Annotated in this window: 19 protein-coding genes; 10 read left to right on the forward strand and 9 right to left on the reverse strand. The window is 67.7% G+C overall.

What is annotated here, in order from left to right; all coding sequences use genetic code 11:
• Positions 1-18: 18 nt before the first annotated feature.
• The 4 genes from rplI to rpsF all read right to left on the reverse strand — a co-directional run bounded on the left by rplI (position 19) and on the right by rpsF (position 2,423).
• Positions 19-585 carry a 50S ribosomal protein L9 gene (rplI, locus tag DWF00_RS03470; RefSeq protein WP_114830014.1) on the reverse strand — a complete coding sequence of 189 codons (567 nt, stop codon included), beginning with the start codon at positions 583-585 and terminating at the stop codon, positions 19-21.
• Between the two features lie 28 nt (positions 586-613).
• Positions 614-1,564 carry a DUF2232 domain-containing protein gene (locus DWF00_RS03475; RefSeq protein WP_114830015.1) on the reverse strand — a complete coding sequence of 317 codons (951 nt, stop codon included), beginning with the start codon at positions 1,562-1,564 and terminating at the stop codon, positions 614-616.
• Between the two features lie 160 nt (positions 1,565-1,724).
• On the reverse strand, positions 1,725-1,970 hold the full coding sequence (gene rpsR, locus DWF00_RS03480) for a 30S ribosomal protein S18 (protein ID WP_038367644.1): 246 nt from the start codon (positions 1,968-1,970) through the stop codon (positions 1,725-1,727).
• A 3-nt stretch (positions 1,971-1,973) separates the two neighbouring features.
• A complete protein-coding gene (gene rpsF / locus DWF00_RS03485) occupies positions 1,974-2,423 on the reverse strand; it encodes a 30S ribosomal protein S6 (RefSeq protein ID WP_114830016.1) in 450 nt (149 codons plus the stop codon).
• Positions 2,424-2,756: 333 nt separating this feature from the next.
• Between rpsF and fabD the strand changes: the two genes are divergently transcribed.
• The 7 genes from fabD to gmk all read left to right on the forward strand — a co-directional run bounded on the left by fabD (position 2,757) and on the right by gmk (position 9,503).
• Positions 2,757-3,701, forward strand: a complete 945-nt coding sequence (gene fabD, locus DWF00_RS03490; RefSeq protein ID WP_114830017.1) for an ACP S-malonyltransferase — start codon at positions 2,757-2,759, stop codon at positions 3,699-3,701.
• Positions 3,702-3,748: 47 nt separating this feature from the next.
• Positions 3,749-4,486: a 3-oxoacyl-[acyl-carrier-protein] reductase gene (gene fabG / locus DWF00_RS03495; protein ID WP_114830018.1), complete on the forward strand. Its 738-nt coding sequence runs from the start codon at positions 3,749-3,751 to the stop codon at positions 4,484-4,486.
• Positions 4,487-4,741: 255 nt separating this feature from the next.
• Complete coding sequence (locus tag DWF00_RS03500; protein ID WP_043236751.1) at positions 4,742-4,975, forward strand: acyl carrier protein; 234 nt, start codon at positions 4,742-4,744, stop codon at positions 4,973-4,975.
• A 45-nt stretch (positions 4,976-5,020) separates the two neighbouring features.
• A complete protein-coding gene (gene fabF / locus DWF00_RS03505; protein WP_114830019.1) occupies positions 5,021-6,286 on the forward strand; it encodes a beta-ketoacyl-ACP synthase II in 1,266 nt (421 codons plus the stop codon).
• A gap of 136 nt (positions 6,287-6,422) precedes the next feature.
• On the forward strand, positions 6,423-7,847 hold the full coding sequence (gene mltG, locus DWF00_RS03510; protein WP_114830020.1) for an endolytic transglycosylase MltG: 1,425 nt from the start codon (positions 6,423-6,425) through the stop codon (positions 7,845-7,847).
• A 121-nt stretch (positions 7,848-7,968) separates the two neighbouring features.
• Positions 7,969-8,850 (forward strand): YicC/YloC family endoribonuclease, encoded by an 882-nt coding sequence (locus tag DWF00_RS03515; protein ID WP_114830021.1) that lies wholly within the window; start codon positions 7,969-7,971, stop codon positions 8,848-8,850.
• Between the two features lie 5 nt (positions 8,851-8,855).
• Positions 8,856-9,503 (forward strand): guanylate kinase, encoded by a 648-nt coding sequence (gene gmk / locus DWF00_RS03520; protein WP_114830022.1) that lies wholly within the window; start codon positions 8,856-8,858, stop codon positions 9,501-9,503.
• A gap of 17 nt (positions 9,504-9,520) precedes the next feature.
• Here gmk and rsmA read toward each other — a convergent pair whose 3' ends face one another.
• The 5 genes from rsmA to lptF are packed head-to-tail and all read right to left on the reverse strand — an operon-like array spanning position 9,521 to position 16,305.
• Complete coding sequence (rsmA, locus tag DWF00_RS03525; protein ID WP_114830023.1) at positions 9,521-10,369, reverse strand: 16S rRNA (adenine(1518)-N(6)/adenine(1519)-N(6))-dimethyltransferase RsmA; 849 nt, start codon at positions 10,367-10,369, stop codon at positions 9,521-9,523.
• Positions 10,366-11,382 carry a 4-hydroxythreonine-4-phosphate dehydrogenase PdxA gene (pdxA, locus tag DWF00_RS03530; protein WP_114830024.1) on the reverse strand — a complete coding sequence of 339 codons (1,017 nt, stop codon included), beginning with the start codon at positions 11,380-11,382 and terminating at the stop codon, positions 10,366-10,368. The genes rsmA and pdxA overlap by 4 nt, the downstream gene beginning before the upstream one ends.
• A 52-nt stretch (positions 11,383-11,434) precedes the next feature.
• Entirely contained in the window at positions 11,435-13,960 is a 2,526-nt protein-coding gene (locus DWF00_RS03535; RefSeq protein ID WP_114830025.1) for an LPS-assembly protein LptD, read from the reverse strand.
• Positions 13,961-14,017: 57 nt separating this feature from the next.
• Positions 14,018-15,106: an LPS export ABC transporter permease LptG gene (gene lptG / locus DWF00_RS03540; protein ID WP_114830026.1), complete on the reverse strand. Its 1,089-nt coding sequence runs from the start codon at positions 15,104-15,106 to the stop codon at positions 14,018-14,020.
• Positions 15,106-16,305, reverse strand: a complete 1,200-nt coding sequence (gene lptF / locus DWF00_RS03545) for an LPS export ABC transporter permease LptF (protein ID WP_245973731.1) — start codon at positions 16,303-16,305, stop codon at positions 15,106-15,108. The genes lptG and lptF overlap by 1 nt, the downstream gene beginning before the upstream one ends.
• Before the next feature lie 159 nt (positions 16,306-16,464).
• On the opposite strand from lptF, the gene DWF00_RS03550 reads away from it, so the two are divergent.
• The 3 genes from DWF00_RS03550 to DWF00_RS03560 are packed head-to-tail and all read left to right on the forward strand — an operon-like array spanning position 16,465 to position 18,855.
• Complete coding sequence (locus tag DWF00_RS03550; protein WP_114830027.1) at positions 16,465-17,958, forward strand: leucyl aminopeptidase; 1,494 nt, start codon at positions 16,465-16,467, stop codon at positions 17,956-17,958.
• A gap of 49 nt (positions 17,959-18,007) precedes the next feature.
• Positions 18,008-18,460, forward strand: a complete 453-nt coding sequence (locus DWF00_RS03555; RefSeq protein WP_114830028.1) for a DNA polymerase III subunit chi — start codon at positions 18,008-18,010, stop codon at positions 18,458-18,460.
• A complete protein-coding gene (locus tag DWF00_RS03560; RefSeq protein WP_245973732.1) occupies positions 18,457-18,855 on the forward strand; it encodes a hypothetical protein in 399 nt (132 codons plus the stop codon). The genes DWF00_RS03555 and DWF00_RS03560 overlap by 4 nt, the downstream gene beginning before the upstream one ends.
• Positions 18,856-18,944: the final 89 nt, after the last annotated feature.

Below are 18,944 nucleotides of genomic sequence, written 5' to 3' on the forward strand. Positions count from 1 at the left end.
GTGTGAAGCTGATACGGCTCAGCGATCGTCGTCGCCGCCGGCCTCGGCCAGCGCCGCGCCGACCTCGAGGCCGAGGTCGTCGAGGTCGAATTCCTCGCGGGCGGTGACGTTCTCACCGCGGACCTGGCGCTCGGCCTCTTCAGCCGAACGGGCGACGTTGACGGTGACCGTGACCGAGACTTCCGGGTGCAGCACGACCGGGACGGTGTGCAGGCCGAGCGTCTTGATCGGCGCGTTGAGCGTGACCTGGCTGCGCGCGACGTTGAAGCCGTTGGCGGTCAGCGCGTCGGCGATGTCGCGGGTCGAGACCGAGCCGTAGAGCACGCCGGATTCGCCAGACTGGCGCAGGATCACGACCGAGTGGCCGTTCAGCGTCTCGGCGACCGCATCGGCCTCCGACTTCAGCTCGAGGTTGCGGGTCTCGAGCTCGATGCGCTGGGTCTCGAAGCGCTTGCGGTTGTCCTCGGTGGCGCGCAGCGCCTTGCCGCGGGCCAGCAGGTAGTTGCGGCCGAAGCCGTCGCGCACGCGGACGACTTCGCCCATCTGGCCGAGCTTGGCGACGCGTTCGAGCAGAATCACTTCCATGGTTTTGTCTCCTTCTTGAGTTTTGTGTTCAGGCGTTAGGCGTAGGCGGAAGGGGTGGCTTCGGGCCGCGCTTGCGCAGGCCGAACAGGGAATCGGCCATGCCGGCGAGCGTCAGCACCGGCGTCAGCAGGGCCTGCATGACGACGAGCGCGACATAGACGGCGATCAGCGCCGGCGCGCGCCAGGACTTGCCGCGGGTCAGGTCATGGATCAGGGCAAGTCCGCTCAGCATGAAGACGGCGAGCAGGGCGCCGGTCATCGCCGCGCCGGCGACGCCGACGAAGCCGCCGAACGCGATCGTCACCAGCGCGAGGGCCATGAGCGGCAGTGCCCGGCGCGGCACGGTGGTCGCGGGGATGAAGGGCCAGGGGCGCGGCAGCCGGCCGGACAATTGGACCGCCTTGCCCGCCAGCCAGAGATTGACGACCAGCGTGGTGACGAAGGAGGCGCCGATGCCGACGGGCACCGCCGGCGCCAGCATCTGCGCCAGGTCGGACAACTTGGTGTCGGGCGCCAGGGCGATCAGCCGCGAGCGCACCATCTCGTTCAACAGGTTCTCGACGACGCGGGCGATCACGGTGCGGTAGGCCTCGTAATCCGTGGTCATCACCAGCGCGCTGCCGACGGTGGTCAGCGCTGCCGTCGCGGCGATCCAGACCAGCAGGTGGCCAAGCGGGTACCATTCCGTGGTGGTCCCGTCCGTGCGCGCGAGCAGCACGAGATAGGCGATCCACCAGGCGGGAAGCGCGACGATCAGGGCGAAGTTGAAGCCGGCCGGCAGGCTGAGCGCAACGGCGCCGGCGACGGCGCCCGCGGCGGTCGCGACCAGCCCGGCGCGGTGGTTCCAGCCGAGCGCGGCGATGAAGATCGGCAGGGGGGCGGCCGAATACAGCAGGATCGCCAGCGGCGATCCTGTGATCACCACTGCGAAGAGAAGCGCCGAAACCAGGCCGGCGCCGATGCCGACGATCGGAAGCATGTTCTCGTCCTGCTGTCCCGCTGCTCCCGGGCCATTCGGCCGGGCAGGGTGAGAGGCTCTCGCCTCAACATACCCGGTGGGTTTTCACCGCCGGGCGACTAATGGATATCGTTTTTGTAAACTGGTGGCGCCGGAGCGCCACCAGAAATAGCTCACCCGCTCAGCGGATGACGTAGGGCAGCAGGCCGAGGAAGCGGGCGCGCTTGATCGCCTGGGCGAGCTCGCGCTGCTTCTTGGCCGAGACGGCCGTGATGCGCGACGGCACGATCTTGCCGCGCTCCGAGATGTAGCGCGAGAGCAGGCGGACGTCCTTGTAGTCGATCTTCGGGGCGCCTTCGCCCGAGAAGGGGCAGGACTTGCGGCGGCGGAAGAAGGGGCGGCGAGCGCCGGCAGATGCGGTCGACATGGATCAGGCCTCCCCAGCGACGGCTTCGCCGGCTTCGTCTTCACGGCGCGGACGGTCGCGGCGCGGGCCGCGGTCGAAACGGTCGCCACCACGCTCGAAGCGGTCGCCCCGCTCGCCGCGGTCGTCACGGTCGCGCTTCTGGAGCATGGCCGACTGGCCTTCCTCGAGCTCCTCGACGCGGATGGTCAGGAAGCGCAGGACGTCCTCGTTGATGCGCATCTGGCGCTCCATCTCCAGCACGGCGGCGGAGGGGGCGTCGATGTTCAGCAGCGAATAATGCGCCTTGCGGTTCTTCTTGATGCGATAGCCGAGGGACTTCACGCCCCAGTACTCGATCTTCGGGACCGAGCCGCCATTCGCTTCGATGATGCCCTTGTACTGTTCGACAAGAGCCTCGACCTGCTGCGCGCTGACATCCTGCCGCGCGAGCAGCACATGCTCGTACAATGCCATAGATGGCCTTCCTTTTTCACCCTGCTTCGCTCGGCGCGGAGCCCTCCGAGCCCTGGATAAGGCCCGACAGGATTTCATCGAAGGCGGAGACACGGGATGACGGCTCAACCTAGAGCCTGCGACGATGCCCGAAGGAATCGTAACGCCATCCGTTCAGCCTCCGGCCGAACAGCAGGAGGCGGCTGATACAGGCTTGGGTGCATTTGCGCAAGCTCAATCCAGAGCTCATCGGGGCGGATGGCCGATTACTTCTCCGGCAATGCTTGACTTGTCATGCCAAGCAATGTGAGAGGCGCGCCAGTTTGCCACATCGTTAACATGAGGTTTGCCAGAATGACGACCGCGCTGATCTTTCCCGGCCAGGGTTCTCAGGCTGTCGGCATGGGCAAGAGTCTGGCCGAGGCATTCCCGGCGGCGAAGGCGGTTTTCGACGAGGTCGATGCGGCGCTGTCGCAGAAGCTCTCGGCCTTGATGTGGGACGGGCCGGCCGAGGAATTGACGCTCACGGCCAATGCCCAGCCGGCACTGATGGCCGTCAGCCTCGCGGTGGTGAAGGTGCTTGAGGCCGAGGCCGGCTTCTTGCTCAAGCGCGACGCCGCCTTCGTCGCCGGCCATTCGCTCGGCGAATATTCGGCGCTGGCCGCGGCCGGCACGTTCTCTATTTCCGACGCCGCCCGGCTGCTGCGCATTCGCGGCGACGCCATGCAGAAGGCCGTGCCGGCCGGCGCGGGCGCCATGGCGGCGCTGCTCGGCGTCGAACTCGACAAGGCCCGCGAACTGGCGGCCGAGGCGGCGCAAGGCGAGGTCTGCGAGGCGGCGAACGACAATGGCGGCGGCCAGATCGTGCTGTCGGGCGCCAGGGCCGCGATCGAGCGCGCCATCGCGCTGGCGCCGGAGCGCGGCATCAAGCGCGCCCTGCCGCTGCCGGTCTCGGCACCGTTCCATTGCGCGCTGATGCAGCCGGCGGCCGACGCGATGCGCGAGGCGTTGGCCAATGTCGCGCTGAACGCGCCCGCCGTGCCGGTGATGGCCAATGTCGGCGCGGCACCGCTGAGCGATCCCGACGCGATCCGCGCCTCGCTGGTGGCGCAGGTCACCGGCACGGTGCGTTGGCGCGAATGCGTCGAGGCGCTGGCCGCCGCCGGCGTCACCCGTTTCATCGAGGTCGGCAACGGCAAGGTGCTCGCCGGCCTGGTCAAGCGCATCGCCGCCGGCACGGCGACCATGTCGCTCGGCACCGCCGACGATATCCGGAACTACAACGCCCAGAATGGGTAGACCCAGAACGGGTGAATTCGGCGAAGGCGCCGAAAAGGGGAGGTATCATGTTTGATTTGACCGGCAAGAAGGCCTTGGTCACCGGTGCGACCGGCGGCCTTGGCGGCGCCATCGCGCGCGTGCTCCATGCCCAGGGCGCGAGCGTCGCGCTTTCGGGGACGCGGGTCGAGGCGCTCGACGCGCTTGCGGCCGAGCTCGGCGAGCGCGTCGCGGTGACGCCCTGCAACCTCTCCGACAAGGATTCCGTCGAGGCGCTGGTGCCGGCGGCCGAGGAGAAGCTCGGCGGGCTCGACATCCTCGTCAACAACGCCGGGGTCACCCGCGACAACCTGTTCATGCGCCTCAAGGACGAGGACTGGGACAGCGTCATCGCCGTCAACCTCACCGCCGCCTTCCGCCTCTCGCGCGCCGCCGTGAAGACCATGATGCGCCGCCGCCATGGCCGCATCATCTCGATCGGCTCGATCGTCGGCGTCACCGGCAATCCGGGGCAGGGCAACTACGCCGCATCAAAAGCCGGGCTGATCGGCATGTCCAAGGCGCTCGCCGCCGAGGTCGCGAGCCGCAACATCACCGTCAACGTGGTGGCTCCCGGCTTCATCGAGTCGCCGATGACGCAGGCGCTGAACGAGAAGCAGCGCGAGGGCATTCTCTCCGACGTGCCGATGGGCCGGCTCGGCGCCGGCGCCGACGTTGCCGCCGCGGTGGCCTATCTCGCCAGCGACGAGGCTGCCTACGTCACCGGGCAGACCCTGCACGTCAATGGCGGAATGACAATGATCTGAGCGTGTTACGGGGTTTTTTTGACTCGTTCCCGAACCGGATTCCGGCTCTCGCCAGTCCGTATCGAGTATGTTAACTAGCGCCGTCACGCTGCGCCGAGACTGTCCGGGGGGACTTGACGCGAACCCGGTAGTTGCGTTTGTGCAGCCTTGAGAGTTCCGCTCCGGGCGCATCCCTGGGATGCAACCGGGTCGCGGGAGCAGTCCCTATACGCGTCGCGATCCAGCGGTGTGTTTCAATCTTTGAGGAAAAGACCCATGAGCGATGTCGCCGAGCGCGTGAAGAAGATCGTGATCGAGCATCTCGGCGTCGAACCCGAGAAGGTCGTCGAAGGCGCCAATTTCATTGAGGACCTCGGCGCCGACAGCCTCGATACGGTCGAGCTCGTGATGGCTTTCGAGGAAGAGTTCGGCGTCGAGATTCCCGATGACGCGGCCGAGACGATCGTCACCGTCGGAGACGCCGTCAAGTTCCTGTCGAAGAGCGCCTGACCGGCCGTTGGCCGACACGAGATCATGAGCCTACGCAGTCACACCATGCGACGCGTCGTGGTGACTGGGCTCGGCATGGTGACGCCGCTTGGCTGCGGCGTCGAGCCGACCTGGTCCCGTTTGGTCTCCGGCGCCAGCGGCGCCGGCCCGATCACGGCATTCGACGTCAGCGACCTGCCCGCGCAGATCGCCTGCAGCATTCCGCGCGGCGACGGCTCCGACGGCACCTTCAATCCGGATGATTGGATGGAGCCGAAGGAGCAGCGCAAGGTCGACGACTTCATCATCTTCGCGATGGCCGCTGCGACGCAGGCGCTGCGCGATTCCGGCTGGACGCCCGAGAGCTACGAGGACCAGATCGCGACCGGCGTCGCGATCGGCTCCGGCATCGGCGGCCTCGGCGGCATCTACGAGGCCTCGCTCCTGCTCAAGGAGCGCGGCCCGCGCCGTCTCTCGCCGTTCTTCATTCCGGGCCGTCTGAGCAATCTTGCGGCCGGCTACGTCTCGATCGAGCACGGGCTGAAAGGCCCCAACCACGCGGTCGTCACCGCCTGCTCGACCGGCGCGCACGCCATCGGCGACGCCTCGCGCATGATCGCGCTCGGCGATGCCGAGGTGATGGTCGCGGGCGGCACGGAATCGGCGATCAACCGCATCGGCATTGCCGGGTTCTGCGCCTGCCGCGCGCTCTCCACAGGTTTCAACGAGACGCCCGAGAAGGCCTCCCGCCCCTACGACAAGGACCGCGACGGCTTCGTCATGGGCGAGGGCGCCGGCGTCGTCGTGCTGGAAGAGCTCGAGCACGCCAAGGCGCGCGGCGCGCGCATCTATGCCGAGATCGTCGGCTACGGCATGTCGGGCGACGCCTATCACATCACCTCGCCGGCCGAGGATGGCGACGGTGCCTATCGCTGCATGTCGGCGGCGCTGAACCGCGCCGGCATCACGGCTGGAGACGTCGACTACATCAACGCCCACGGCACCTCGACCCAGATCGGCGACGAGATCGAGCTGCGCGCGGTCGAGCGGCTGCTGGCGAACGCGCCGAGGAAGCCCTCCATGTCCTCGACCAAATCCGCTACCGGCCACCTGCTTGGGGCAGCCGGCGCGATCGAGGCGATCTTCTCGGTACTGGCGATCCGCGACCAGATCGTGCCGCCGACGATCAACCTCGACAACCCTTCCGTCGAGACCGATCTCGACCTCGTGCCGAACGTCGCCAAGAAGCGCCATGTCGAGGTCGCCCTGTCGAACTCCTTCGGCTTCGGCGGCACCAACGCCTCGCTGGTGATGCGGCGCTACGTCGACTGACGCGCCGCCGGCCAACCGGCAGCGCGCTTTCGCCATATTTTTCGCTAGTCTCCCTTGGAGATTCGATACACCTTAGAGCGCGATGCCGAAGATCGGATATCGGTTTTCAAACAGCATCATGCCCTGACTTTTGCAGATGTCGCGCCGACGACCGCCTCCGGCGGAAGGCGCTCTTGAGACCAGAACCGCGAGCGCCCGCACCGTGAACAATTCGCCCCGCGTCGCCCCCAAGAGTCCGAGCGAGGCGTTGAAGCCGGTCGCGCCGCCGGCTCCGCCGCCCAAGGCCCGCCGTAGGCGCCGCAGCCCCTTCGTCGCCATGCTGAGCGGGCTGTTCACCGCAGCCCTCGTGCTGGCGGGCGTGGTCGGCGCGGGCATCGCCATGGTCTCAAGCCAGAGCAAGGCGCCGGGTCCGCTCGCCAGCGACCGCGTCCTGATCATCCCGAAGGAGAGCGGCATCACCGAGATCTCCGACCTGCTCCAGCGCGAGGGGTTGATCGAGCATCCCTGGGCCTTCCGGATCTCGGCGCTGATCTCCGGCAACTGGACCAAGCTCAAGGCCGGCGAATACCTGTTCAAGGCCCGCGTCAGCCAGGCCGACATCCTCGAGATCATCGCCGACGGCAAGGCGGTCGAGCATGCGATCACCATTCCCGAAGGCCTGACCAGCGAGCAGATCGTGGCCCGGCTGATGGACAACGACCTCCTGACCGGGGACATCAACCAGGCGCCGCGCGAGGGCGCGATCCTGCCCGACACCTACAAGTTCCAGCGCGGCTATCCGCGCCAGCAGATCATCAACCGCATGGCGCAGGACCAGCGCCGCATCCTGAACGACGTCTGGAACCGCCGCCCGGCCGACCTGCCGATCAAGACCCCGCAGGAACTGGTGACGCTCGCCTCGATCGTCGAGAAGGAGACCGGCCGTGCCGACGAGCGGCCGCGCGTCGCCGGCGTCTTCATCAACCGGCTGAACCGCAAGATGAAGCTGCAATCCGACCCGACCATCGTCTATGGCCTGGTCGGCGGCAAGGGCACGCTCGGCCGCCCGATCCAGCGCAACGAGATCACCCAGTCGACGCCCTACAACACCTATGTCATCGACGGGCTGCCCCCGGGGCCGATCGCCAATCCCGGCCGCGCCGCGATGGAGGCCGTGGTCAACCATTCGCGCACGAAAGACCTGTACTTCGTCGCCGATGGCAGCGGCGGCCATGCCTTTGCCGAGACGCTGGAGCAGCATAACCGCAACGTCTCGCGCTGGCGCCAGGTCGAGACCCAGCGCCGCGAGACCAACAAGCCGGCCGATACCGTCGACAAGGTCGAGCCGCCGCCGGCTCCCGACAGCCGCACGGAAGCGCCGGGCGCCTCGCGCGCGGCCGTCGATCCGGCTTCTGCCGATGCGACTGCGGCAGTGGGGCCGCAGCCCGGCCCCGCCGGCGTTGCCGGCGGCTCGCGCATACGCGCCTTCGATGCCTCGGAAGGCACGCAGCGCGACCCGCTGCTGAATCGTACCTACGATCTCAATTCACCGAAGCAGATTCCGGCAATAAAGCAGCCTTGATCTGCGCGAATCCGCGCCCTTCATCCCCATCTTCGCAGCGTCTGTGGCCTGGCCCGACTTGCGGGCCGCTGCCCCCGTCTCTACGGTCCCGCCGCATCGCAACGGCGGAGTTTGAGCCCCAATGGCCATCGAGAGCATGACCGGTTTTGCCCGCATGGCGGGCGTGGCGGGCATTCATGCCTGGGCCTGGGAGGTAAAGAGCGTCAATGCGCGCGGGCTCGACGTCCGCGTGCGCGTGCCGCCGGGCTTCGAGCTTCTGGCCGAGGCGGCGCGCAAGCGCCTGAGCGGCGCCTTCTCGCGCGGCACGCTCCACGTCAACCTCTCGATCACCAGCGATGCCGGCCCGCCGCGCCCGCGCATCAACGAGCAGGCGCTCTCGGCTCTGATCGAGGCGGTCGGCCGGCTCCCGGTCTCCGCGACCATCCAGCCGCCATCCTTCGATTCCCTGCTCGGCATTCGCGGTGTGGTCGAACTGGCCGAGGAGAGCGAGGACGCGCTGAGCGTCCTGGAGGCGCCCGTGCTCGCCGGGCTCGAGGCCGTCGTGCTTGGCCTCACCGAGGCCCGCGCCTCCGAGGGGCGGGCGCTGGAGGCGGTCGTTTTCGGCCACCTCGCCACGATCGCCCGCCTCACCGAGGAGGCCGAACTGCATCCTGCGCGCGGTGTCGAGGCCATTCGCGAGCGCCTTGCCGCCCAGGTCCAGGCTCTGCTGGAGGCGAGCCAGGCGCTCGATCCGCAGCGCCTGCACCAGGAGGCGGCGCTGCTCGCGGTCAAGGCCGATATCCGCGAGGAGATCGACCGGCTGCACGCCCATGTCGCGGCGCTCAAGGCGCTGCTTGCGCAAGGCGGGCCGATCGGCCGCAAGCTCGATTTCCTGGCGCAGGAATTCGGCCGCGAAGCCTCGACCCTTTGCGCAAAGGCGGGCGATGCCGGCCTCTCGCGCATCGGCCTCGAACTGCGCACGGTCGTCGACCAGCTGCGCGAGCAAGTCCAGAACGTGGAGTAGGGCCGATGGCCGATCTCATCCGCCCGGCCCGTCGCGGCCTGATGCTCATCCTCTCGTCGCCCTCGGGCGCCGGCAAATCGACCCTGACGCGGACGCTGTCGCAGAAGGAGACCAATCTCGACCTCTCCGTCTCGGTCACGACGCGGCCGAAGCGCGCCTCCGAGATCGACGGCGTGCACTACCATTTCATCGATCGTCCGGCCTTCGACACACTGCGCGAGCACGACGACTTGCTGGAATCGGCCGAGGTGCACGGCAATGGCTACGGCACGCCGCGCAAGCCGGTCGAGGCCGCGCTGAAGGCCGGCCGCGACGTCCTCTTCGACATCGACTACCAGGGCACCCAGCAGATCCTGGAGAAGGCGCGCGAGGACGTCGTCGCCATCTTCATCCTGCCGCCCTCGATGGCCGAGCTGCGCTCGCGCCTGGTGCGCCGGGCCGAGGATGCGCCGGAGGTGATCGCCAAGCGCCTCGCCAATGCCCGCGACGAGATCGCGCGCTGGAGCGTCTACGACTACGTGATCGTCAATGACGACCTCGGCGCGGCCTACGAGTCGGTCCGGGCCATCCTGACGGCCGAACGCCAGAAGCGCGCGCGCGCCATCGGCATGGCCGCCTTCGTCGACAAGCTCCTGGGCGAACAGATCGCCTGAGACGGTCTCTAAGGGCCTCAGCGCTGCGCCGCCAGCGCATTGGCGAGGCGCACGAAACCCGAGACCGGTATCTCCTCCGCCCGCGCGGTCGGATCGAGGCCGGCCGCCTCGATCAGCAGCTGCGGGTCGGGCGTGACGGCCTTCAGGCTCTGGCGCAGCATCTTGCGGCGCTGGCCGAAGGCGGCGAGCGTGACCCGCTCCAGCAGCCTCTGCTCGCAGGGCTCCGGCTCGGCGCGGGGCACGAGCTGGACGATCGAGGAGGTGATCTTCGGTTGCGGCACGAAGGCGGTTTTGGGCACGTCGAACAGGATCCTGGTCTCGCAGCGCCAGTTCGCCAGCACGGCGAGGCGGCCGTAATCGGCGCGCTGCTCCGGCGTCGCGACGATGCGCTCGGCCACCTCGCGCTGGAACATCAGCGTCAGCGAACGCCACCACGGCGGCCACGGCTCCAGGCTGAGCCAGCCGACCAGCAGCGGCGTGCCGATATTATAGGGCAGGTTGGCGACGATGCGGGCCGGCTCGCCCTTGAGATGGACGGAGAGGTCGACCGCCAGCGCATCGCCGTCGACGACATCGAGCCGGCCGGGATAATGCGCGGCGATCTCGGCCAGGGCCGGCAGGCAGCGCCGGTCGCGCTCGACCGCGATGACGCGCGCCGCGCCATTGGCGAGCAGCGCCCGCGTCAGCCCGCCGGGGCCGGGGCCGATCTCGACGACGGTCTCGCCTTCGAGCGGCCCGGCCGCGCGCGCGATCTTGCCGGTCAGGTTGAGGTCGAACAGGAAGTTCTGGCCGAGCGCCTTCTGCGCCATCAGCCCGTGCTGTTCGACCACCTCGCGCAAAGGCGGCAAATCGTCGATCTGGCTCATGCGCCCGCGCCATCCTGATAAGTGGCCATTCGCGCGGCGAGGCGCAGCGCTGCGCAGAGGCTGTCGGGTCGCGCCACGCCCTTGCCGGCGATGTCGAAGGCCGTGCCATGGTCCGGCGAGGTGCGGATGAAGGGCAGGCCGAGCGTGACGTTGACGCCCTCGTCGAAAGCGATGGTCTTGATCGGGATCAGCGCCTGGTCGTGGTACATCGCGAGCGCGGCGTCATAGCCGGTCCGCGCCCGGGCATGGAACATCGTGTCGGCCGGATAGGGCCCGCGCGCATCGATGCCCTCGGCCTTGAGCTGCGCGATTGCCGGCGCGACCACCGCATCGTCCTCCTTGCCGAGCGCACCGCCTTCGCCGGCATGCGGGTTGAGCCCGCTGAGTGCGAGGCGCGGCTTGGCGACGCCGAAGCGGCTCGTCAGCTCGGCCGCGACGATGCGCCCGGTCGCGACGATCAGCTCGGTCGTCAGCAGCGCCGGCACCGCGCTGAGCGGCACGTGGATCGTCACTGGCACGACGGCGAGCGCGTCGCACCAGAGCAGCATCACCGGCAGCGGCGCCGGGCCGCCATCGGCCGCCAGATGGGCCAGGTATTCGGTATGGCCGGGATGGGCGAAGCCGGCCGCATAGAGCACGCTCTTGGCGATCGGGTTGGTGACCAGCGCGGCCGCCTGCCCGTCCCTCACCGCGGCGACGGCGCGGTCGATCGACTCGATCGTGCCGGGTGCGGTCCTGGGATCGGGGCGGCCTGCCTCGACCTCGACCCGATGATGGAGCGGGATCACCGGCAAGGCCGTCGCGAAGAGGGCGGGCGCCTCGCGCCAATCGCAGGGCATGACGGGCACGTCGAGCGCGAGCTTCTGCGCGAGCCGCTGCAGGTGCTCCGGGTCCGCCAGGCAAGCGAAGGGCGGCAGCGCCGCCTCCCGCCGCTGGCGCCAGGCCAGCAGCGTCAGCTCAGGTCCGATGCCGGCCGGGTCGCCTTGGGTCAGAGCGAGAAGTCTTGGCGGCACGTCTCTCTCCGGGGCGGGACGTGTCAGCCCCGTCCGATGCGATTGCGATGCCTCAGCGCGAGCTGCTCGAGGACACGCCGTCGCCGGCGGTGCTCTGGCCGAGATTCTGCGAATAGCTGATCTCGCCGAGCGTCCTGAGCTCCAGCCGGAACATCACGGTGCGCGTGTCCTTGTTGTTCGTGCCGCTCAGCGCCCGGTCAGCGTAGGACTGGGTGTAGGACACGTCGAACACCGTGCATTCGTCGTGGTAGTTGAGCCCGAAATTCAACGAGGCGGTCTGCAATGGTCCGGTCTTCGGATAGGCCGGAACCGCGATCGCCGGGTTGAGCACGGCCGCTTCGTAGGTGTTGCGCCAGACCTCGCGGTCGTACTTGTATTTGTCGAGATCGAACAGGACGCCGGCGCGCACGCGCCAGTACTGCGCCACCTCGAGCGAGCCGTTCAGTCCGAGACCCTCGCGCCGGCGCGGGATGCCGAGCGCGGGCTGCGGCTCGTAGCGGCCGTAGCTGATCGAGCTGGAGAACTTGCCGGTGCTGTAGCTCGCCGCCGCGTCGATGCGCTGCGCCTCCATCGTACTCGCGTCGAAGCGCGCCGCGCCGCTGAAGAACAGGCCCTTCATCGGCGAGAGCTGGGCCCGCGCGACATAGTCGGACTTGTCGGTATCGAGACCGGAATTGAGGCCGGTATTGACCAGGTCGCCCTGCGCATAGGAGTTGCGGCCGGAGAGCTGGTAGGACTGCCCGACCAGGATGTTGGCATAGGCCTCGGAGCCGAAGCGGCCGGTATAGAGCGCGCCGACATTGGCGCGCGAGCCGCCCTCGACCCGGTCGAAGCCGGAGAACTTGCCGTTCCACTCGAACAGGTTGGTGTCGTCGAAGACGAGGCTCTGCGAATCCTCGTTGGCGACGCGCAGGCTGTTCGTCTCGTTCGGCCGGGCGACGACCTGCGCCACCGGCTCGATGATATGCGTGCCGAAGGAGGTCTTCGCCACGAAGGGATAGCGGTACATCAGGCCGACCGCCGGCATGACGCGGCCGAAGGCCTCGTCCGAGGTGTCGGCGATCGAGGAGACGTTGGCGTTGGCATAGCCGGTCGTCGACGGGCTGACCGAGAAGATGTCGGCCCGCACCGAGGCGTAGGGCGTCCACATCTGGCCGAGCGGGTCGATGAAGTTGCGCCGCCAGGACACCTCGGCCGTGGCGCGCGCCACCGAGCCGGCGATGCCGCGCACCAGGCAGGTGCTCTTCTGGTAGATGGCGCAACCGTCATAGAGCGAGCCGTAGGGCGTCGAGATCAGGTAGGTGCTCTGGGTCGGCAGTTCCTTGAACGCCGCCGCCTCGCGGGTCAGGTGCGTGACGTTGGCGGTGAACTCGATCTCGCCGCCGAGGAAGGACGGCTTGTGCACACGCTTGTCGTAGTCGAGCACCGGCAGCACGACGGGCTGCTGCTTCTGCCAGTCGGTCGAGGACAGCGACTGGAAGTAGTAGCCGCGCAGGTCGAACCAGGCGGTCGAGCTCTGGCCGTTGAGATAGGCCGTCGAGATCGATTCCTGGAGGAAGGTGGTCGAGCTGATGCTCTCGCTCTTGATGCGGTAGTTCTTCCAGAACCAGCGGTCGGTCGACATCGCGACGTCCCAGCCGAAGCTCCAGCGCGGGTTGATGAAGAACTTGCCGGAGGTTTCGAGCGAGCCGCGGAACTTGTTGTCGCCGGCGCCGTAGGGCGGGGCGAGGAAGGCTTCCTGCTCCTGCTGGAAGATGCCGGCGGCGCGGATGTTGTACGAGCCGTTCTCCAGCCGGTGCCGCCATTCGACCTGCCCGAGCAGGCCCTGGCGCGTCAGGTAGGTCGGCGTCAGCGTCACGTCGTAGTTCGGCGCGAGGTTGATGAAATAGGGCAGGCCGACGCCGTAGCCGAGCGGGCCGGTGTTGAGGAAGGTCGGCGACAGGAAGCCGGTCTTGCGCTTCACCGTCGAGTCCGGGCCCGACATGTAGGGGATGTAGGCCAGCGGGATGCCGGCGAATTCGAGCCGCGAATCCTCGTAGTAGATCGTCTGCTCGGACTTCTTGTGGATGATCCGCGCCGAGCGGACCTGCCAGAGCGGCGGCCGCTCCGGGTGCTCCTTGCACGGCTCGCAGGCGGTGTAGATGCCCTTCTCGAAGACGAAGGTCTCGCCGTCGGTGCGCTCGGCCCGCGGCGCGGTGAAGCGCGTCTTGTCCGGGTTCACCACGCGCAGCGAATCGATGAAGCCGTCGCGGAAGTCGTCGGTCAGGTTGAAGCGGTCGCCGGTGATGACGGTGCCGTTGGATTCGGTGATGCGGGCATTGCCGGTCGCGATCACGCGCTTGCTGGCGCGGTCATAGGTGACCTTGTCGGCCTCGATCGTGCGGCCCTGATACAGGATCTGCACGTCGCCGACGGCGGAAACGGCGTTGTTCTTGTTGTCGTAGACCAGCTCGCGAGCGTCGACGACCATGCGCTCCTGCGGCTTCTGCGGCGCCTGGGCTTGTGCCCATGCGTCGCCAGCCGGCAGGACATAGGCCAGGCTGGAGGCAAGGGCGGTCGCCGCAGCAAAACGCGCCATTCGTCTCACGCCTGCAGCCATACGCTCAACCCTAAATTAACCATAGGCACAGTACTGTTACCCATCTTCCTGATGCAGGAGGGCGAGGGCGCCGAGCAACGTCCCCACAATCGCGGGCAGCCAAGCGGCCACCGGCGGATTGACGATCCCCGATGCGCCCAGCTCTTCCGATAATTGCGTCGCAACATAGAGCACGAACCCAGCCGCTACGCCACCTATCACCAACTTGGTGACGCCACCAAACCTGAAAAATCTTAAGGAAACGGATGCAGCCACCAGCACCATGGCGACCAGCAGCAGCGGCCGGGCCATAAGTGACTGATAACGCAGCTCGTATCGCGTCGTATCGAGGCCTGCTTTCTGTGTCCTTTCGATGACGCTCGGCATCGACCAGAAGCCGACGGAATCCGGCGGAGTGAAGCTTTGCCGCATCTGCTCGGGCTCGAGCGTCGTCGCCAGCAGATAGGTCTTGTAGCTCTGTGGCTCTTCCGTGGCGGAGACCACACGGGCGTCGCTCAACTCCCAGTAGCCGTTGTAAAGTATCGCCTCGCGCGCCTCGATTCGCTCGCTGAAGCCGCCTTCCGGCCCGAAGGCGAAGATCGCCACCTGCGACAGGCCGCTGCCGTCCGGCAGTGCCGCCGCGGCCCGGATGATCGCCTGGCCGTCGACGCTGCGCTGGCGGATCCAGATGTCCTGGCCGCTGGTGGGCTGGCCGACGCGGGCGAAGATCGCCGCCTCCAGCGCCGTCGCGCGCCGCTTCATCTCGGCCGCGAGCGGGTTGTAGACCATGATCGAGAGCAGCCCGATCAGCAGCGCGACCACCGCCGCCGGCTGCAGGAACTGCCAGGCCGAGACGCCGACCGAGCGCGCCACGACGAGCTCGAGCTTCCGGCTCAGCGTCAGCAGCGCGAACATGCCGCCGAACAGCACGGCGAAGGGGAAGATCTGCTCGGCCACCGCCGGCGCCCGGAACAGCGCGAGCTGGATGACCTTGGGCGTGGTCGCGAGCGGCGAATCGCCGGCGCGCCGCATCAGCTCGACGAAATCGAGCGTCAGCACCAGGAAGAAGAAGGTGCCGAACACGCTCAGCATCGTGCGCGCGAAATACCGCGTCAGATAGCGGCCGAAGGTCGAGACGAGCAGCATCAGGCGCGCCGCAATCTGGCGGTCAGGCCATTGAACGGCGCGAGCAGCGGTGCGAGCAGGCGCGCCAGGAACGGCCTGAGCCTGTTGCCGTAGAAGATCAGCAGCAGCGCGATCGCGATCGTCGCCGCCGGCAGCACATAGAGCAGGACGACGGCGAAGGGCGAGCGGACGCTGGCGGTCCAGGCGGCGTAGGCACCGATGCGCACGGCACCGACGGTCAGGATCGCGGTCTGGATCGCGGCGTTGCGGCCCTGGCGCGTCGTGCGCGCCTCGCCGAGCACGGCGAAGGCGACGAGCATGAAGGCGATCGGGTAGAGCGGCGCCGAGAGCCGGTTATGCAGCTCGGCGCGGAAACGCCCGGCCTGGATCTTGTAGTAGCCCTCGTTCGGGTCCTGGTTGATCAGGGCCCAGGTCGTGCGCTCGCGCGGCTTGTAGACCACCTTGTCGCCATTGCCTTCGCCGTCGCCGCCGGTCGCATCGCCGGAGAGCGCCGAGAGGTTCAGCGCATAGCGCTCGAACGAGATGATCGAGGTCGTATCCCGGTCCTTGTCCTTGGTCTCGCGCTGGATCGTGCCCTTTTCCAGCAGCAGGAAGCTGTTGCCGTCGGCATCGACCGTGCGCCCGCGCTCGGCGATGTAGACCGCCGGCTGGGCCGGGTCGCGCCGGTCCTGCATGAAGATGCCGAGCAGCGCGTCGCCCTGCTTCTCGCGATAGTGGAAGGTGACGCCGGAATCGAGCGAGACGAACTGGCCTTCCTTGACGACGTTGGCGACGAAATCGGCGCGGATCAGCGTGATCAGGTCGCGCAGCGCCCGAAAGCCCGCCGGCATCACCGAGATCGACATGTAGCCGACGAGGAGCGAGGTCGCGATCGTCAGCATGACGAACGGCCGCGTCAGCCGGTGCGGCGCGATGCCGGCGGCGTTCATCACGATCAGCTCGGAATCGCCGTTGAGCTTGTTGAGCGTGTAGAGCGTCGACATGAACAGCGCGACCGGCGCGATGCCCGCGATCAGCGCCGGCAGCGAGAGCAGCGTCACCGTGAAGAAGATGAAGACGGTCTGGCCCTTGCCGGTGATCAGGTCGACCTCGCGCAGCGCCTGGGTCACCCAGATCACGCTCGTCAGCCCGATCAGGATCACGATCGCGGCGAGCGCGGCCATCTTCAGGATGTAGCGATCGATGAGGAGCAGACGCACGCTTTCGCTTCCGGTTTGGCCACCAAGGTACTGGCGCCCTTGGACGGTTCGCCAAACACACCCTATGGTATAGCCTTGATTATGGCGCAAACGGGAATCGTCCGCGCCGTCGACCTTGCCCCTGTCCGACCTCCTATTCCCGCCAATTGTGAGCAGCTTATGTCGCAGCGCCTGAAGCTTGATGTCAAAGCCCTGACCGCCATCGGGGCGGAGGACCTGGTCATTCTCGTCTCCGATCGGCTGGCGCCGGCCAAGGTCACCGAGGAATGGCTGGGCGAGGGCACGCATGCGCTGCTGGCGCGCGCCGCCGCGGCCGAGCGCTTCAAGGGCAAGGCGCTGAGCGCTCTCACCCTGCTCGCGCCCGATGGCGCCGGCTACGAGCGCCTGATCGTCATCGGCACCGGTCCCTCGGCCGAGCGCGACAAGCTCGACTTCGCCAGGCTCGGCGGCGCCATCGCCGGCAAGCTCGGCAGCGGCCGCTCGGCCGATATCATCGCGGCCTTGCCGGAAGGCGAGATCAGCGCGGCCGAGATCGCCGAGATCGGCCTTGGCCTCAAGCTGCGCTCCTACGCCTTCGACCGCTACAAGACCAAGAGCAAGGAGAAGGACGAGGCCGAGCCGATCGCCGTCACCCTGCGCGTCACCGACCCCTCCGGCGTCAAGAAGGCGCTGAAGGCGCGCGAGGCGATCGCGGCCGGCGTCGACATCGCTCGCGACCTCGTGAACGAGCCGCCGAACGTGCTCTTCCCGGAGGAGTTCGCCGACCGCGCCGCCAAGCTGGAGAAGCTCGGCGTCGAGATCGAGGTTTTGGACGAGAAGCAGCTCAAGAAGATCGGCATGCGCGCGCTTCTCGGCGTCGGCCAGGGCTCGCGCCGCGAGAGCCGCGTCGTGGTGATGCGCTGGAACGGCGCCAAGTCGAGCGTGCAACCCGTCGCCTTCATCGGCAAGGGCGTGACCTTCGACACCGGCGGCATCTCGCTGAAGCCCGGCGCCGGCATGGAGGACATGAAGGGCGACATGGCGGGCGCTGCCTGCGTCACCGGGCTGATGCACGCGCTCGCTGCCCGCAAGGCCAAGGTCAACGCCATCGGGGTCATCGGCCTGGTCGAGAACATGCCCGATGGCAACGCCCAGCGCCCCGGCGACATCGTCACCTCGCTCTCGGGCCAGACCATCGAGATCATCAACACCGATGCCGAGGGCCGGCTCGTCCTAGCCGATGTGCTCTGGTACACGCAGGAGCGCTTCAAGCCGCAATTCATGGTCAACCTGGCGACGCTGACCGGCGCCATCCTGGTCGCGCTGGCGCAGGAGAATGCCGGCCTGTTCTCGAACAACGATGACTTGTCCGAGCAGCTTGCCACCGCCGGCAAGGCGACGGGCGAGACGGTCTGGCGCATGCCGCTCAGCCCCGGCTACGACAAGATGATCGATTCCAAGTTCGCCGACATGAAGAACTCGGCCGGCCGCTATGGTGGCTCGATCACCGCCGCGCAGTTCCTGCAGCGTCATGTCAACGACACGCCCTGGGCCCATCTCGACATCGCCGGCACCGGCATGAGCTCGCCCAATACCGAGGTGAACCGCTCTTGGGGTTCGGGGTGGGGCGTGCGCCTGCTCGACCGGCTAGTGGCGGACCACTACGAGAGCTGATTCGATCTCTGCGCTACCCGGCGCAATGATCTGAAATAAAAGAGGTTTCGTGGCTGAGATTCTGTTCTACCATCTCCAGTCGCGCCCGCTTGAGCAGGTTCTCCCGACCTTGCTCGATCGATCGTTGGCGCGCGGCTGGAAGGCGGTGGTCGAGCTGTCGAGCAGCGAGCGGCTGGCGGCGCTCGACGATCATCTCTGGACCTATGCCGACGAGAGCTTCCTGCCGCATGTCACGGCAGCCGATCCCGATGCCCCGAACAACCCGATCGTGCTGACGACGAAGCCGGACAATCCCAACGGCGCGCAGGTGCGCTTCTGCGTCGAGGGGGTCCGCATTCCCGACGCATTGCAGGATTACGAGCGCGTCGTCCTGATGTTCGACGGCGACGATCCCGACGCGCTCGCTGCGGCCCGCGAGGATTGGCGCAAGCTCAAGACGCTCGGCGCGAGCGCCACTTATTGGCAGCAGGACGAAACCGGCCGCTGGGAGAAGAAAGCGTGAGACTACCTGTTCTGTTTGCCTGTGCCGTGGCCCTGGGCGGCTGCTCCGTCGATATCGGCGGCTTTTCCTTCACCCAGGATTCGAGCGGCACCCGCACGAGCAGCGTCTCCGCCCGCGCCTCGACGCAGGAAGCGATGCTGTCTGCCGACGGCTCCTGCACGGCCGATGTCTCGCTTGACCCGTCGACGCGGCCGCTGCCGAAGGAGATCGCGCTCGGCATCACCGAATGCGAGCTGGTCAAGCTCAAGGGCGCGCCGCCGACCGACGTGCTGATCGGCGAGAGCGGCAAGGGCCAGCGCGAGGTCCAGGTGCTCTATTCCGAGCCCGGCGCCCGCGAGATCTACATGTTCACCGACAACCGCCTGAGCCGGATCAACAAGCCGGGGCAGGGCTGACGCCGCGACGGCCGAGGCCGGCGTGGCGTCATGGTCGGGCTTTGTCCCGACCATCTCGGGCAGGAGGCACCTCCCGAGAGATGCCCCGG

The organism is Allobosea caraganae, from assembly GCF_003351345.1.
Lineage (GTDB): Bacteria > Pseudomonadota > Alphaproteobacteria > Rhizobiales > Beijerinckiaceae > Allobosea > Allobosea caraganae.